General features: G+C 33.5%; 15 protein-coding genes. 13 read left to right on the top strand and 2 right to left on the bottom strand.

What is annotated here, in order from left to right; translation table 11 throughout:
- Window positions 1-111: 111 nt before the first annotated feature.
- The gene (locus tag NGI30_RS08575; RefSeq protein ID WP_251943363.1) at window positions 112-762 is read left to right on the top strand and encodes a metal-dependent transcriptional regulator; all 651 of its coding nucleotides are present in this window, start codon (window positions 112-114) and stop codon (window positions 760-762) included.
- A 127-nt stretch (window positions 763-889) separates the two neighbouring features.
- Here NGI30_RS08575 and NGI30_RS08570 read toward each other — a convergent pair whose 3' ends face one another.
- The gene (locus NGI30_RS08570; RefSeq protein WP_251943361.1) at window positions 890-1,639 is read right to left on the bottom strand and encodes a M50 family metallopeptidase; all 750 of its coding nucleotides are present in this window, start codon (window positions 1,637-1,639) and stop codon (window positions 890-892) included.
- Between the two features lie 211 nt (window positions 1,640-1,850).
- Between NGI30_RS08570 and tarA the strand changes: the two genes are divergently transcribed.
- On the top strand, window positions 1,851-2,612 hold the full coding sequence (tarA, locus tag NGI30_RS08565; RefSeq protein WP_251518819.1) for an N-acetylglucosaminyldiphosphoundecaprenol N-acetyl-beta-D-mannosaminyltransferase TarA: 762 nt from the start codon (window positions 1,851-1,853) through the stop codon (window positions 2,610-2,612).
- 97 nt (window positions 2,613-2,709) lie between these two features.
- Here tarA and tagH read toward each other — a convergent pair whose 3' ends face one another.
- Window positions 2,710-3,504 carry a teichoic acids export ABC transporter ATP-binding subunit TagH gene (gene tagH, locus NGI30_RS08560; RefSeq protein WP_251518821.1) on the bottom strand — a complete coding sequence of 265 codons (795 nt, stop codon included), beginning with the start codon at window positions 3,502-3,504 and terminating at the stop codon, window positions 2,710-2,712.
- Window positions 3,505-3,810: 306 nt separating this feature from the next.
- Here tagH and NGI30_RS08555 point away from each other — a divergent pair, with 306 nt between their 5' ends.
- The 11 genes from NGI30_RS08555 to dhaK all read left to right on the top strand — a co-directional run bounded on the left by NGI30_RS08555 (window position 3,811) and on the right by dhaK (window position 16,821).
- The gene (locus NGI30_RS08555) at window positions 3,811-4,611 is read left to right on the top strand and encodes an ABC transporter permease (RefSeq protein ID WP_251943360.1); all 801 of its coding nucleotides are present in this window, start codon (window positions 3,811-3,813) and stop codon (window positions 4,609-4,611) included.
- 203 nt (window positions 4,612-4,814) lie between these two features.
- Window positions 4,815-5,906 (top strand): teichoic acid glycerol-phosphate primase TarB, encoded by a 1,092-nt coding sequence (tarB, locus tag NGI30_RS08550; protein ID WP_251518825.1) that lies wholly within the window; start codon window positions 4,815-4,817, stop codon window positions 5,904-5,906.
- Window positions 5,903-6,961: a glycosyltransferase family 2 protein gene (locus NGI30_RS08545; RefSeq protein WP_251943358.1), complete on the top strand. Its 1,059-nt coding sequence runs from the start codon at window positions 5,903-5,905 to the stop codon at window positions 6,959-6,961. The genes tarB and NGI30_RS08545 overlap by 4 nt, the downstream gene beginning before the upstream one ends.
- A gap of 92 nt (window positions 6,962-7,053) precedes the next feature.
- The gene (tagD, locus tag NGI30_RS08540; protein ID WP_251518829.1) at window positions 7,054-7,452 is read left to right on the top strand and encodes a glycerol-3-phosphate cytidylyltransferase; all 399 of its coding nucleotides are present in this window, start codon (window positions 7,054-7,056) and stop codon (window positions 7,450-7,452) included.
- A gap of 605 nt (window positions 7,453-8,057) precedes the next feature.
- Window positions 8,058-9,776 carry an ABC transporter ATP-binding protein gene (locus NGI30_RS08535; RefSeq protein ID WP_251943959.1) on the top strand — a complete coding sequence of 573 codons (1,719 nt, stop codon included), beginning with the start codon at window positions 8,058-8,060 and terminating at the stop codon, window positions 9,774-9,776.
- Between the two features lie 270 nt (window positions 9,777-10,046).
- Entirely contained in the window at window positions 10,047-11,279 is a 1,233-nt protein-coding gene (locus tag NGI30_RS08530) for a NupC/NupG family nucleoside CNT transporter (RefSeq protein ID WP_251943356.1), read from the top strand.
- A gap of 474 nt (window positions 11,280-11,753) precedes the next feature.
- Window positions 11,754-12,590 (top strand): YitT family protein, encoded by an 837-nt coding sequence (locus tag NGI30_RS08525; RefSeq protein WP_251943354.1) that lies wholly within the window; start codon window positions 11,754-11,756, stop codon window positions 12,588-12,590.
- A gap of 265 nt (window positions 12,591-12,855) precedes the next feature.
- Window positions 12,856-13,659 carry an ABC transporter ATP-binding protein gene (locus NGI30_RS08520; RefSeq protein WP_251943352.1) on the top strand — a complete coding sequence of 268 codons (804 nt, stop codon included), beginning with the start codon at window positions 12,856-12,858 and terminating at the stop codon, window positions 13,657-13,659.
- A gap of 10 nt (window positions 13,660-13,669) precedes the next feature.
- Entirely contained in the window at window positions 13,670-14,668 is a 999-nt protein-coding gene (locus NGI30_RS08515; RefSeq protein ID WP_251518837.1) for a FecCD family ABC transporter permease, read from the top strand.
- Window positions 14,665-15,681 (top strand): FecCD family ABC transporter permease, encoded by a 1,017-nt coding sequence (locus NGI30_RS08510; RefSeq protein WP_251518839.1) that lies wholly within the window; start codon window positions 14,665-14,667, stop codon window positions 15,679-15,681. The genes NGI30_RS08515 and NGI30_RS08510 overlap by 4 nt, the downstream gene beginning before the upstream one ends.
- A 174-nt stretch (window positions 15,682-15,855) precedes the next feature.
- On the top strand, window positions 15,856-16,821 hold the full coding sequence (gene dhaK / locus NGI30_RS08505) for a dihydroxyacetone kinase subunit DhaK (protein WP_251518841.1): 966 nt from the start codon (window positions 15,856-15,858) through the stop codon (window positions 16,819-16,821).
- Window positions 16,822-16,837: the final 16 nt, after the last annotated feature.

Here is a 16,837-nt window from a genome sequence, read left to right as displayed (position 1 = left end):
CCTTAATTAAAAGTTTAGGTTAACCTAATTTATTTTATGATATATCAGAAACTTTTAGCGTGTCAAGTTATTTCGTGATACAATAAGATGAATGATTTAAGAGGTGAGAAAATGCTGACTGAAGAAAAAGAAGACTATTTGAAAGCTATTTTGACGCATGATGGTGATCAATCCTTTGTTTCTAATAAAACGTTGTCCCAATACTTAAATATAAAGCCACCCTCAGTAAGTGAGATGATTAACCGATTGGAAAAATCAGGTTACGTTAACATCAAGCCTTATAAAGGGGTTCAGTTGTCAGAAACTGGTTTGACTTACACCTTAGATATCATTAAACGCCACCGATTAATTGAATTATTTTTAATTAAAATATTGAAATATAATTGGGAAGAGGTCCATCAAGAGGCAGAGGTATTAGAGCATAAAGTTTCGAAGTTATTTGTCGAACGATTGGATGAATTGTTAGATTACCCTAAGACATGTCCGCACGGTGGTATTATTCCAAGAGATCATCAATATAAAGAGTTATATACATCAAATATATTGCAATACCAGACTGGTGAAAGTGTAAAAATCAAACGTGTCCGTGATAAAACTGATTTACTCATTTATTTAACGAGTAAAAACATTTACATTGATGAAACCGTTAAAATCATAGATAAAGATGAAACTAATCGTGTAATTATCTTAAAGAAAGCAGATGACACGATTTTGTTAAGTTACGACAATGCGCAACATGTTTATGCAGAGGTCAGCGAATAATAAAGAAGAGTAAAAATGTGTATTTAAAAAATTCGAAGAGTAAAGCCTCTCAAAAGATTTTAATAAATCTTTTGAGAGGCTTATTTTATATTGTGATGAAGTGAATATGTAGGCATTTGAAGTAATTCTACCAAGGTAAATAATCTCCAAATAAATGGTATACGGTTAGAAGGTTAATCGCTATCCAAACAATACTAAAAATAAAAGTTGGTATGTGGGTTAAATCCTTTAATGTACTGCCGTCCCAAGTAATAGATTGAGCATTAAACGTTAGATTCACAATTGTCCAAGATGATTGTAGGACTTCGCCAAGCAATACGCCTACGATAAAGTGATATACAATTGGGACGATATAAGTCATGATAATCGGATCGTTATTTTGTAATAGAAAATATAATAGTATGATTAACAAAATAATGATAATAATGGGTAAAAACTTTCGAGAGGTCAGGACGAGAAAATAAATAAATATCACTAAATATGTAAATATAAAAATACTCGGATATTTTAATTCCACAGCTAAAAAGCTTAAATAAAGCATGAATGGTGGCATGATATAACCACCTAATGTCGTAATCGCTTGGCCGAGGAGTCCTTTAGATTGTGTAATCGCATAACCTTGTTGAGAAGTAGCTTGACGTTCTTTCGGCAAGGCGACAATTACTAAATCTTTCGCTTTCCCGCCACTTATTTTATTAAATAAAATATGCCCAAACTCATGTGTAAGTACGGGGATATAATTTAAATAAATATCTAAAAATTGATTCACGGGTTTAAGTCGATTATTGTGAATCACAATATAGGCAAGCGCGATAAACAAGATCCACAGAATATGTAATTGTATTGATGTATTTAAAAAATTATTCAGTAATGTCATAGCAAAACCCCAATTTATCACTTTTTAATGTTCCCATATAAGTTTAACTCCTTAATGATTCATTAAGTATAATCCAAAATAATAATCTGTGCATTTAGACTTTAGATGTATCTTTTTATTAACTTATTTTCTCTAGGTAATGTTTGTGTTAAGATTGTTAATAATATGTAAAGGTAGTCGTCCAACTGGGGCGAGTGAGGAGTTAATCATTATGACACATATCAATGAGAAAAATAAAGTTGATGTGTTATCTGTAAGCTTTGATAATGTTACTTTATTTGATATGCAACATAACATTAATCAATTTTTCAATACACAGCAACATCAAAATATGTTCATCGTAACTGCAAATCCAGAAATTGTTTATTATGCATTTCATCATAAATCATATCAGCAATTAATTAATAAAGCGGATTTTGTTATTCCTGATGGTATCGGTGTAGTCTTAGCTTCCAGAATTTTAAAGACACCTCTGAAAGATCGTGTGCCAGGTATCGAATTAATGGAAAGTTGTCTTGATATTGCCAACTATAAACAGCAAAAGGTCTTCTTATTAGGTGCCGAAGATTCGATTGTACAACAAGCACAACATAATATTGAACAACAATATCCAAATATAGAAATCGCAAGTCATCATGGTTATATTGAATTAGACGATGAAATTGTTGCAAAGAGAATACAAGACTTTCAACCTGATTATGTATTTGTTGGTATGGGTTATCCTAAACAAGAACAATGGATTGCAAAGCATCAACATGCATTTAATCAAACATTATTTATGGGTGTAGGTGGCGCTATTGAAGTCTTTAGTGGAACCAAGAAACGTGCACCTATGTTAATGAGACGATTAAACTTGGAATGGGTTTATCGTTTGTTAATTGATTGGAAACGTATCGGTAGAATGGCTGTCATACCAAAATATTTATTCAGTGTGTTTAAATCACAAAATATGTTTAAGCGTAAACACGTTTAAGAACTATAAATGTGATAATCAACAATATTAAATTAGGAAATATAAAAACCACCCTTAGCGTAAAAATCACGTTTAGGGTGGTTAATTTATTATTGAGTTATTTTACTTCGAATCTAGAACTATCTAATTTTTTGCGGAATGCCTTTTGTTCTTTCTTTGAACGCTTTTTGAACCCTTTTAAGAAAGATTCATATTCCGGTAAGACATCTTCTAATTCACCGTACTGCTTTAATTTGCCGCCTTCAATCCAAGCAATTTTAGTACAGAATTCACGTACTTGTTTCATGTTATGGCTGACGAAGAAAATCGTTTTGCCTTGTGCTTTATATTCATAAATTTTATCTAAACATTTTTGTGCGAAAGTTTGGTCACCAACAGATAATGCTTCATCAATCACTAATATGTCAGGATTTGTAGTGATATTGATTGAAAAACCTAGTTTAGCACGCATACCACTAGAATATTTTTTAACGGGTTGATAAATAAATTCACCGAGTTCACTAAATTCTACTACTTCAGGTGTGAGTCTTTTGATTTCTTTACGCGTAAAGCCCATGCATAACATCTTAAATTCGATGTTTTCCATGCCTGTTAACTGGGCATTTAAACCTGCGTTGATAGCAATAACACTCACATCACCGTTACGTTCAATCTTGCCATGCGTAGGAGATAATGAACCGCCTATCATATTACTTAAGGTAGACTTTCCTGAGCCATTGATTCCTACGAGACCTACAACATCACCTTCATAAGCTGTAAGTGAAAGGTCGTTTAATGCGTAAAATGTTTTATTTTTATTAAAGGGTAAAAGTGCATCCTTTAAACGCTCTTTGTTATTGCGATAAATTCGGTATTCTTTTGTTACATGGTCAATGTTAACCGATACAGTCATATTTCTACCTTCCTTATTTACAGTTAGCTCCATTATATTATATATTATAATAGTTGTTAAATTTATTAACCTATTGTAAAGTTGGTAAATATAATTTAAAGTTATAGAGCAAATACAGTTTTTAAATTTTACTGAATATGAGAAATAAAATCAACTATAAAAATAAATTTGATTGATATGATGATCATCATACTTGTAAGTAATGAAAATATAAAGCTCTTAAATAAGTGGCGCATTGCATTTTGAAATTAAAAGTATTTATTTAGCAAAAAGATAGTCTATTGATTGAAAGTGTGGTTTATATAAATGAATGCAGTTTGGGTAGTTTTTAAAGAGCATTTTAGAAATTTTTATCTTATTCAAAGGTTAGCACAATTCCAAGTAAAGATTTCAAATACGAATAACTACTTAGGAATGGCGTGGGAATTGATCAATCCTGCTCTACAAATATTAGTTTATTGGTTTGTGTTCGGATTAGGTATTAGAAGTAATGGTCCAATTGATGGCGTGCCATTTATTTATTGGTTGCTTGTTGGTATTAGTATGTGGTTTTTCATCAACCAGGGCGTTTTAGAAGGGACAAAATCAATAGCCACTAAGTATAATCAAGTCTCGAAGATGAATTTCCCGTTATCTATTGTACCTACTTATATTGTTATGAGTCGGTTCTATGGACATCTTGGATTGTTAGCAATTGTCATGATTCTCTGTATGATTGGTGGGTTTTATCCATCTATTTATACATTACAATTATTAATTTATGTACCAATGGCATTAGTATTAACCGCGTCTATCGCCTTATTTACTTCCACATTAGGTGTGCTAGTAAGAGATACTCAACAAGCGATTCAAGCATTAATGCGTATGGTATTCTTTGCGTCATCTATCTTGATCGTTCCGCCAGATGGCATCGTAAAGCAAGTCATGCAATTTAATCCAATATATTACCTAGCGGAAGCATATCGTGCAGCGGTATTGCATAAAGAATGGTATTTCATCACTCACTGGGAGTTAACATTATATAATGTAGGTTTTATCTTGTTTATGTTTGTTGTTGGTGCCTTTATGCACATGCGTTATAGAGATCACTTTGCAGACTTTATGTAATAAGTGCCTGCTTTAAACGTTTTAAATTAAGTAGATAGAAAAAATAGCCTGAGATAGAAAATATGTCTCAGGCTTAGTCTATATTTAGGAATAAATAAACGCTTATACATTATGGATTTAAATTGCGTTTGTATAAAAAGTAACAGATTGTAGTTAGTCACTTGCAAAAAGCACAAATATACGTGATGTGGACGGTGAAAGATTTGAGACAAATCATAAAGAAAATGTATTTATGGTTCATACATTTCTTAAATATATTATTTAGTAAGAAAAAGGTTGAAAATGATAACGTCGTCGTCATGATGACGTTTGTTGAAGATGTATTGCCTTTAATTGAAGCTTTATATAAAAAAGGCTATCGTATAACGGTCATCGGTAAAGAAGAGAAACGAAAATATATTAAGCATTTAGAAGATGTTACTTACATTACGGCGGGTAATAAATACGTTTTTAAACACATTCAAGCCCTAAGCCAAGCGAAAGTGATTATTGTAGATACGTACTATTTAATGTTAGGTGCATTTCATAAAAAAGCTGGCCAGACAGTACTTCAAACGTGGCATGCTTCAGGCGCCTTGAAAAATTTTGGTTTGACAGATCATCAAGTAGACTTATCAAACTCAAAAAAAGTAGCACAGTATAAACGTGTTTATGATGCGACTGATAAATATTTAATCGGCGGTCCAGCGATGTCAATTTGCTTTAAGGAATCATTTGGAGCAAAAGAACATCAATTTTTAACATTAGGTCTACCACGTCTGGTTAAATATAAAAACATCGATATTAAACAAAGACAGCAAGAATTAAAATCACACTATAATATTCGAGGGAAGGTTGCTTTATACGTACCAACATATCGTGAAAATCATCAAAGCAATCGCGTGATTAATAAGGAGCACTTCGAACAAGAACTGCCTAATTATACATTATTAAGTAAATTACATCCTGCCATCACTGATGTGAATGATAGTTCACTAGATATACAATCTCTATTAATTATGGCTGATGTTGTTATTAGTGATTATAGTTCTCTCGCAATTGAAGCGAGTTACCTTAATAAACCAACATTGTTATACGTATATGATGAAGCGCAATATGAAGCTGAACGAGGATTAAATAGATTTTATTACCAAACACCTTCTCACTATAAAGTGTATAATGAACATGATATGATACAGAAACTAAAATACAAAGAAAATACACTACAACCTATTTTCAAAGAATGGCACCAGTTCAATAACGACAACAGTTTAACTCAAATTATAAAATATATAGAGGGTATGGTGAAATCATGAAAATATCAATTATCGTTCCCGTATACAACGCAGCACAAACGATTCAAAGAGCAATAAAATCAATCGACACGAAGCATGATCACGAAATTATTTGTATCAATGATGGTTCAACAGATAATAGTCAACAAGTATTAGAACAATTACGTAAAGAATATTCAAACATGGTGATTGTTAATCAAACGAACAAAGGTGCAGCTGCAAGTAGAAATAAAGGTTTAGAATTGATCACTGGTGACGTATTTATGTTTTTAGATGCAGATGATGAATTTTTAACAAGTCGCATCGATTATATGGCAGATTATTATTTATCAGATGAAAATGTAGATATTGTCTTAGGTCAGTTAGCTAGAGATGTATATGGCACTTGGACTGCGATTCCTACACATCGTGATATTCAAAAGGAAGATAAAGTTAATTTTTCACAGTGCCCAGCGATACTGCAATCTATCGGACCAGGTGCGAAAATGTTTAACGCACGTTTTGCCGGTGAGCGTTTTAATGAAGATATCGTATTCTGTGAAGAACATGAATTTATGGTGCAACTTTATAAAAAGGCACGCGATATTCAATTGTTACCAGACGTCGTTTACGGATATAATGAACAAATTGATTCAGTGACATACAATCGTCAACAACATTTCGACGCATATATGAAAGATGCGATTAAGGTGAGATCAAGTGTCATGGATCAATTACATTTAAGAGAGGCAAGACTATATTATAGTTATCGCATGGATGAACTCATCGTGAGCTATTTAATTCAAGCGTATCTAACAGAACATGAAAAGCTGACTCAAGCGACGTTGAACACGGTCATCAATTATATTAACGAGATGCAGAAGACTGACTATGATGGTGACGCTATGTTCAGAATAGTGAAAGTGGTTGAACAAGGCACAAAAAATTGGAATAAAGCACTTTATGATCAATGGAGAAGTACATTAATTAGCGTCGGTATCGGAAGACCGAAATATGTTTTATTTAAAGCTAGTGCCTTACCTAAACGCGCGAAATATAAAGGTGAAACGACTTTAAAAAAATATTTGAGAAAATAAATCAATAAGAATATTCGAAAACTTGATTTCGATGTGCTATAATCTTTAAAAATGTAAATTTTAGTTTAATTTTATGTAAAGGAGATAAACAAATGAAACGTGTAATCACTTATGGAACGTATGATTTGTTACATTATGGTCATATCGAATTGTTAAGACGTGCGCGTGAAATGGGTGACTATTTAATCGTGGCACTTTCAACAGACGAATTTAACCGTATTAAAAATAAAAAATCATATTACAATTATGAACAACGTAAAATCATGTTAGAGTCAATTCGCTTTGTCGATCTTGTAATCCCAGAAAATGGTTGGGGTCAAAAAGAAAAAGATGTTGACCGTTATGAAATTGATAAATTTGTAATGGGTCATGATTGGGAAGGTGAGTTTGACTTTCTTAAAGATAAATGTGAAGTGGTTTACTTAAATCGTACGGAAGGTATTTCAACTACGAAAATTAAGAAAGAACTTTACGGAGATGGCGCTAAATAATTACTCATTGACGAAAATTTATGAACCTATGTTACTGTACTATCAGTTCAGTGACATAGGTTTTTTATTTTGGTTTCCTTCTATAAAATAACTTAAATGGAAAGATTTATATATGCACATAGTGTCGCGCTATTCATTTTATTAGTGAGATGATATAGTAGCAATGTTGGTTTTTAACAAAAGAAGATAATTTGAGAAAGCTTTCACTATATTCTAGTGAGTTAAAGGTGTTATAATAATATTAATGAGCAGATGCATATTATATCGTCTGCATTAATTTTTTATACATATATAATGTCACATTGATTTTAAAGTGTGGCAGGTGCGACTTAATCAATTTTGTTTGTTCGCATAATAAATTAAATAATGCGTTCTATAGTTCGGATGATTTTGCCCAATTTTTTTGATTAGAGATATAATTACAACTTTTACAAATGGGTATATGGCTTTATAGCATACATATACACATTGTTTTTTTATTGTTGCAAATATGATTTGAGCGCATAATATAACTTTGAGTTGTGCATCATAGTTGCAAAAATTGAGTCAGTAAAAATATTTTCTGGAAGAGGTAACTCATAATGAAAGACACAATGAAACGAACAGTGAAACATGGAAATCCATTATTTTACTTATTAAAGAGATTGAAATGGCCTGTTGGATTGATTATTATCGCAGTTTTAATCTCTTCATTAGGCAGTTTAACAGGACTCGTTGTACCATTTTTCACAGGTAAATTGGTAGATAAATTCTCATTAGAAAACATTAATTGGATGTTTATTGTAGGATTTATCGGAGTATTCATGCTTAATGCTGTACTTAGCGGTCTAGGATTATACTTATTAAGTAAAATCGGTGAGAAGATTATTTATGATATACGTTCTGTATTATGGAGACATATCATCCATTTAAGGATGCCTTTCTTCGATAAAAATGAAAGTGGTCAGTTAATGAGTCGTTTGACTGATGATACGAAAGTAATTAATGTCTTTATTTCACAAAAATTACCAAACTTATTACCATCAGTCTTAACAATTATTGGCTCTCTCATCATGCTATTTATAATGGATTGGAAGATGACGTTGCTAACATTTGTGGCAGTTCCAATCTTCGTAGCGATAATGATGCCACTCGGTAAGAAAATGCAGAAAGTATCAATGAATACGCAAACAGAAATTGCGAATTTCAGTGGTTTATTAGGTCGTGTGTTAACAGAAATGCGACTTGTAAAAGTTTCAAATACGGAGCAATTGGAATTAGATAATGCGCATAGAAACTTGAAAGAAATTTATCATCTCGGTTTAAAGCAAGCTAAAATCACTGCGATTATTCAACCGATTTCAGGTTTAATCATGCTATTAACGGTCGCAATCATTTTAGGATTCGGAGCAATTGAAATTTCAACTGGTGCGATTTCTGCCGGTACATTAATAGCGATGATATTTTATGTCATTCAGTTGTCTGCACCGTTAATTAATTTATCAACACTCGTTACGGATTATAGACGTTCTGTCGGTGCAAGTAGTCGAATCTTCGAAATCATGCTTGAACCTACTGAGCCATTGGATGTGCAGAAACAACGTAATATTCGAGATGGCAGTTTAGTGTTTAATAAAGTAGATTTCAAATATGATGATTCGCCTGTACTGTCAGATGTGTCTTTTAAAATTCCAACGAATAAAGTGACCGCATTTGTTGGACCATCTGGTTCAGGTAAGAGTACGATATTCAACATTATTGAACGTATGTACGAAATTGAACGTGGACAAATTACATATGGTGGTAAATCCATATACGATTTAACATTAGCTGATTGGAGAAGAAAGATTGGCTATGTTATGCAATCAAATTCATTGATGAACGGTACAATTCGAGACAATATTCTTTATGGAATTAATAGAGAAGTAACAGATAAAGAATTGATACTTTATACAAAACTTGCGAATTGTCATGACTTTATCCAAGAGTTTGATGAAGGGTACGATACAGTTGTTGGTGAACGTGGCTTGAAACTTTCAGGTGGACAACGTCAACGTATCGATATCGCACGCAGTTTCGTGAAAAACCCAGATATCTTACTGCTAGATGAAGCGACAGCTAATTTAGATAGTGAGAGTGAGCGTAAAATACAAGATGCGTTAGAAGTGTTAATGGAAGATCGTACGACTGTTGTTATCGCACATAGATTATCAACGATTAAAAAAGCACAACAAATTATATTTATTGATGGCGGTAAAGTTACTGGTAAAGGTACGCATCAATATTTAATGGAAACGCACGAAAAGTATCAACAATTTGTTTCAACACAAAACTTAACAGATTAATTTAATCAATTGATCTTAACTCAATGGAAATGTATAATTCCGTACATTTTCATTGAGTTTTTTTATTAAATATATGTATAAACGAACTTTAAAAATGTTATTTTCTCAAAAGTACAGTCATGCTATAATTATTGTAAATTATAGAAGTTGTAGTGCGTTAAACGAATTGTTTGTGAATGATCTCGATTATTCATGTAACTATCGTGTACTTTTGGGAATTCTGATAGAACACATTACATACTTGAATTTATATGAATTGGTGGGTGTAGAATGTTTTTGTTGATTAATATCATTGGGTTATTTGTGTTTCTAGGTATAGCAGTTTTATGTTCAAGAAATAAAAAGAACATCCAATGGGGTTCAGTCGGTATACTTGTATTAGTGAATTTAGTGTTAGCGTGGTTTTTAATTTACTTTCCATGGGGGAAGGCAGCTGTACACGGTTTAGCCAATGCAATTGCGTGGGGGATTGAATCAGCACATGCTGGTACAGGTTTTGCATTTTCTAGTTGGGTTAAGCCTGGTGGTCAAATGGATATGGCAGTAAGTGCTTTATTTCCAATTTTATTAGTTGTCCCATTGTTTGATATTTTGATGTATTTCAATATTTTACCTAAAATCATTGGTGGTATTGGTTGGGTGCTTGCTAAGGTTACGCGTCAGCCTAAGTTTGAATCGTTCTTCGGTATTGAAATGATGTTCCTAGGTAACACCGAAGCTCTAGCAGTATCTAACGAGCAATTAAAGCGTATTAATGAAGCGCGTGTCTTAACAATAGCAATGATGTCAATGAGTTCAGTATCTGGGGCAATTGTTGGTGCTTATGTAACGATGGTACCAGGCGATTTAGTGTTGACTGCAATTCCATTAAATATTATTAACGCAATTATCATTGCTTCAATTTTAAATCCAATTTCATTAGAGGACAAAGAAGATGTTATTTACAGTATTCGCAACAACGAAATAGAGCGTCAACCGTTCTTCTCATTTTTAGGAGATTCAGTATTGAATGCAGGTAAATTAATATTAATCATCATCGTTTTCGTCATTAGTTTTGTTGCATTATCTGATTTAATCGATCGTTTGATCCATTTAATTACTGGTGGTATCGCACATTTAATGCACATTAAAGGTAGCTTTGGTCTAGATCAAATATTAGGTGCTTTTATGTATCCATTTGCATTATTATTAGGTTTACCGTTTGATGAAGCTTGGCATGTAGCACAACAAATGTCGAAGAAGATTGTAACGAACGAATTTGTAGTCATGGGTGAAATATCGAAACACATTGATTCATATTCAGCACACAGACGAGCAATTATAACGACATTCTTAGTTTCATTTGCTAACTTCTCAACTATTGGTATGATTGTCGGCACATTAAAAGGTATTGTTGATCAAAAGACATCTGACTTTGTAGCGAAATACGTACCGATGATGTTACTTGCTGGTATTCTCGTTTCACTGATGACAGCAGGTTTTGTAGGTTTATTTGCGTGGTAAGTATGAGGAAATTAACGTTTTAACTATAGACATAATTTAATGAATAATAATTGTAGGAGTCTGAGACAAAATAGTTGTCTTAGACTCTTTGTCAATTTATGGGACTACGAAATCTTTATTAGAAAATTCGATTTCTGTTCCACTCCCTTTATCCAAAAAAATACCAAGTAAATGAAGTGACAGAGCTATCTTCATCCACTTGGTTTTTACGGGAAATGAATTAAAAGTATAATTGATAGCAAGGACTAGGTACTATCAATATACCGAGCAAAAAAATTTGTTTGTGACTATAAACAACACAAAGGAGATATCTTCTTATTCTTCATTAAGAAGATGCATATTATTATAGCAAATTTACTCTTTTAAGTAAATGGAAAATTCAGAATATTTTAAATTGTTGTAAGCGAAGTTGTAGAAATAGGAAATATTTGCTAACATTTGTTATGATTGAACTTAATAAAGGGGGGAGTGAAGGTGAATAAAACAATTCGTGATTTAATCTTTATTGTTATTGGGTCATTTATTTTTGCTGCGGGGGTCAATACATTCATTATTTCCGCTGATTTAGGTGAAGGAGGAGTGACCGGTTTAGCGATTGTACTATATTATGCCTTTCACTTATCTCCTGGTATTACGAACTTTGTGCTAAATGCAATACTTATAGCTGTAGGATATAGATATTTGAGTAAACGTAGTATGTATCTTACAATCGTTGCTACTATTTTGATATCACTTTTTCTAGAGCTAACAGGTAGTTGGCACATTGAAACAGGAAATATTTTAGTGAATGCTGTATTTGGTGGTTCATGTGTTGGTTTAGGCATTGGAATTATCGTGCTTGCCGGAGGAACTACTGCGGGTACTACAATTTTAGCGAAAATCGCTGCAAAATATTTAGACGTAAGTACACCGTATGCATTGCTATTCTTTGATTTAATCGTCGTTGCCATCTCTATGACAGTTATTCCAATTGCGAGTGCATTAGTTACGATTATTTCATTATACATTGGTACAAAAGTAATGGACTTTGTCATAGAAGGTTTGAATACGAAGAAAGCTATTACAATCATTTCTAGTAAACCTGATGAAATTGCAGATGTGATTGATCAACAAGTAGGAAGAGGGTTAACGATACTCCAAGGTAGAGGGTACTTCTCACAAGAAGAAAAAGATATTCTTTATGTCGTGATAACGAAGACGCAAGTTACAAGAGCGAAAAGATTAATAAAAGGCATAGACGAAAATGCTTTCCTTGTTATTCACGATGTACGTGATGTATATGGAAATGGATTCTTAATGGAAGAACATTAATCGAACCATATTAGTATTATTGAAAAGTAAACCCCACACAATGATTTAAATTATAAATCATTGTGTGGGGTTATTTATATGGTGGATAAACAACTAATTATGAACAATCGATAGTCAATTTATTTCAAAAATGTTATAATAACATCCATGATAATGATTATCATTTACGAAAGACGATAAATTACTTAATTTAAATATATAAACAAAACATAGATGATTCGTTGTTAAGGGAAATGAATTTTGAACTAAAGGAAGAAGGGTATTTATGAGTCGATTAAACGGAGAAAATATAACAATTGGCTATGGTGATAATGACATCGTAAACAATTTAGATGTTCAAATACCAGATGGGAAGATCACCTCAATTATTGGACCGAATGGTTGTGGGAAATCAACTTTACTGAAAGCTATGTCGAGATTACTTCCAATAAAAAATGGTGAAATTAATCTTGACGGGGAATCGTTGCATGCACAGTCTACGAAAGACATTGCAAAGAAAATCGCGATTTTACCACAATCTCCAGAAGTTGCAGATGGGCTAACTGTTGGAGAACTCGTGTCATATGGTCGATTTCCACATCAAAAAGGATTTGGACGTTTATCTGCAGAAGATAAAAAAGAAATAGATTGGGCCATGTCAGTGACAGGAACTTTTGAATTTAAACACCGTTCAATTAATGATCTGAGTGGTGGACAACGTCAACGCGTGTGGATTGCGATGGCACTTGCCCAACGTACTGACATTATCTTTTTAGATGAACCTACAACATATTTAGATATTTCTCATCAATTAGAAATCTTAGAATTAATTACACAATTGAATGAACAACAAGGTTGTACAATCATTATGGTATTACATGATATTAACCAAGCAGTACGCTTCTCAGACTATCTCGTAACGATGAAAGATGGCGACATTATTGCGAGCGGCGATACAGAAGAGGTATTAACGAAAGAAATCCTTGAAAAAGTATTTAACATCGATGTTGAAATTAGTACAGATCCAAGAACTGGTAAACCGATGCTAGTCACATATGATTTATGTAAGAAAAGTTATTCGGAAGTATAGGTATTAAGCTATGGAAAAGGACCACGGAAAACATCGTTTCATTATTATATTTTCTACTAGTATCATACTGTTATTTTTAGCATTAATTGTCTCTATTTTATTAGGTGATGCTAAAGTTCATATTTCAACAATCTTTGATGCCATTTTTAATTACAAATCAAGTAACCAACAACATAATATAATTAGTGAAATAAGGGTACCAAGAGATATTGGCGCTATACTCGTTGGTGTTGCATTAGCTACTTCTGGTGCTGTCATTCAAGGCGTGACAAAGAATGGTTTAGCTGACCCGAGTTTAATAGGATTGAACTCGGGGGCTTCTTTTATGTTGGCACTAACGTATGCGTTTTATCCAAGCGCACCGTTCTTAGTAATGATGTTGGCAGGATTTTTAGGCGCATTAATTGGTGGGCTCATCGTTTTAATCATCGGAAGATCAAGAAGTGATGGCTTTAATCCGATGAGAATCATTTTAGCTGGTGCAGCTGTCAGTGCGTTATTAACGGCATTGAGCCAAGGTATAGCATTACTATTTAGATTAAATCAAAACTTGAACTTTTGGAGTTCGGGCGGGGTATCTGGTACGACATGGAATCAATTGATCTGGGCGACACCAATCATTCTCGTTTCGCTTGTTATCATCGTTGCGATGAGTAAGCAACTCACGATACTTAATTTAGGTGAAACATTAGCGAAAGGGTTAGGGCAAAATGTTGCCGTAACACGTGCTGTAACATTAATCATTTCAATGATCTTAGCAGGTATCGCTGTAGCCATGGTCGGGCAAATAGCTTTTATTGGTTTAATGGTGCCTCACATAGTACGTTATTTAATTGGTACAGACTATTCACGTGTTATTCCTTTAACAGCTGTGGTTGGAGGTTTACTCATGCTTGTTGCTGATACGTTAGCACGTCTGTTAGGCGAAGCCCCTGTAGGTGCAATGATTTCATTTATAGGATTGCCTTATTTCTTATATTTAGTTAAAAAGAGAGGGCGATTCTCATGATAGATCCAAAGTTAAAATATAAACAATGGATAAGTATGGCCATTGTAGTTATTTTAATATTATTAGCATGTGCATGGAGTATGACTGCAGGAGATTATAAAATGTCTGTCGGTACATTCTTTAAAACACTATTTGGATTTGGTGAATATACAGATTCCCTCATATTACTTCAATTTAGAATGCCACGTATGCTTATTACAATATTAGCTGGAGCAGCATTAGCGATGAGTGGCGCCATCCTTCAAAGTGTTACACGTAATCCATTAGCTGAACCTGGTATTCTAGGTATTAATGCCGGTAGTGGATTTTTTATCGCACTCTTTATCATGATTGGCCAAGTGAATGCAGATAGTTTTATTTATGTGTTACCAATTATCAGTACAATAGGTGGAATTGTAACGGCTTTAGTCATCTTTGCGTTTAGTTATAATCAAAGAAGCGGTATTACACCAGCGAGTATGGTGCTCGTTGGTGTCGGAATGGCTGCAGCGTTAAGTGGTGGGTCACTTACATTAATGTCTAAGTTCGATAAAGATCAATCTGAGTTTATCGCTTCTTGGTATGCAGGTAATATATGGGGTGACGAGTGGTCATTTGTGATTGCATTTTTACCATGGGTAATTGTTCTCATTCCATTTTTATTACTTAAATCGAATGTGCTTAATTTATTAAATACACACCCACATATTGCTAAAGGTGTAGGCGTTAAAATAGAACGAGAACGTATAGTGTTATTAATTGTTGCAGTCATTTTATCTTCTACAGCCGTTTCAGTTGCAGGAGCAATAGGCTTTATCGGACTGATGGGACCACATATTGCGAAGTCAATTGTCGGTCCACGTCATCAATTATTCTTACCACTATCTGTTCTGTTAGGTGCATTTTTATTAGTATTATCCGATACAGTAGGTAAGGTTATATTACAGCCATCAGGTATTCCAGCAGGTATTATTGTAGCAATTATCGGTGCACCTTATTTCTTATATTTAATGTACAAAACAAAATCGGTTTAATAAAAAATTTTTAAAGACTTTCAGGAGATTAAGATATTATTGAGAACATGCATAACATTGTCCAACTAACCAATAATCATCTGATCTCCTGATTATTTTTATAGCTTTATGATAGCGTTTACATTTGTTGTGCGGGTATACTATAGTTGGAAGGTTATTTAGGAGGCGTCTACAATGAAAAAACTAATAAATGAGAAAACACACTTTTTAGCCGATATGCTAAAAGGTCTTTCAATAGCAAATCCACAATTAGAAATTAAAGACGAAACGATTGTCGTGAAAAAGAATAAAAAAGATAAAGGTGTCGCAATTGTATCGGGAGGCGGTAGTGGACATGAACCTGCACATGCAGGGTATGTAGCTGAAGGCATGTTAGATGCTGCTGTATGTGGGGAAGTCTTTACCTCTCCAACACCAGATAAAATATTAAATGCAATCAAAGCAGTAGACAATGGTGATGGTGTCCTTCTCGTTGTTAAAAATTATGCTGGTGATGTTATGAACTTCGAGATGGCACAAGAAATGGCTGAAATGGAAGATATCAAAGTCGCTACAGTCATTGTTAAAGATGATATAGCAGTTACTGATACAGAGAAACGCAGAGGTGTAGCTGGTACTGTGTTTGTTCATAAAATTGCTGGCTATTTAGCTGATGAAGGTTATACATTAGATGAAATTCAGTCACGTGTCGAACACTATTTACCTCAAATCAAATCGATTGGTATGGCTTTAACAGCTCCTATGGTGCCAACTACAGGTCAATATGGTTTTGATATTGATGACGATGAAATGGAAATTGGTATAGGTATTCATGGAGAAAGAGGTATCTCTAGAACAAAAATTCAAACTGTAGATCAAATTGTAGATCAACTCATTGATGCATTGCAAAAAGAAGTGAGCGCTAATAAATTAATCGTCATGGTGAATGGTATGGGCGGCACCCCGCAGTCTGAGCTCAGTATAGCCGTTAAATACATTGCACAAGTATTTGAACAACAAAATGTTGAAGTAGGGCATTGGTTCGTCGGTGACTTTATGACTTCATTAGATATGCAAGGCTTGTCAGTTACCTTAATGCCTTATGAAGAGACGCTAAGTAAAGCACTGACTGCTCCAACTGCAAGTCCTTATTTTAATTAGTATTTATTCTAGGAGT

This window comes from Staphylococcus sp. Marseille-Q5304, from assembly GCF_943737015.1.
Classification (GTDB): Bacteria; Bacillota; Bacilli; order Staphylococcales; family Staphylococcaceae; genus Staphylococcus; species Staphylococcus hsinchuensis.
This window is presented reverse-complemented; position numbering and strand designations above follow the sequence as displayed.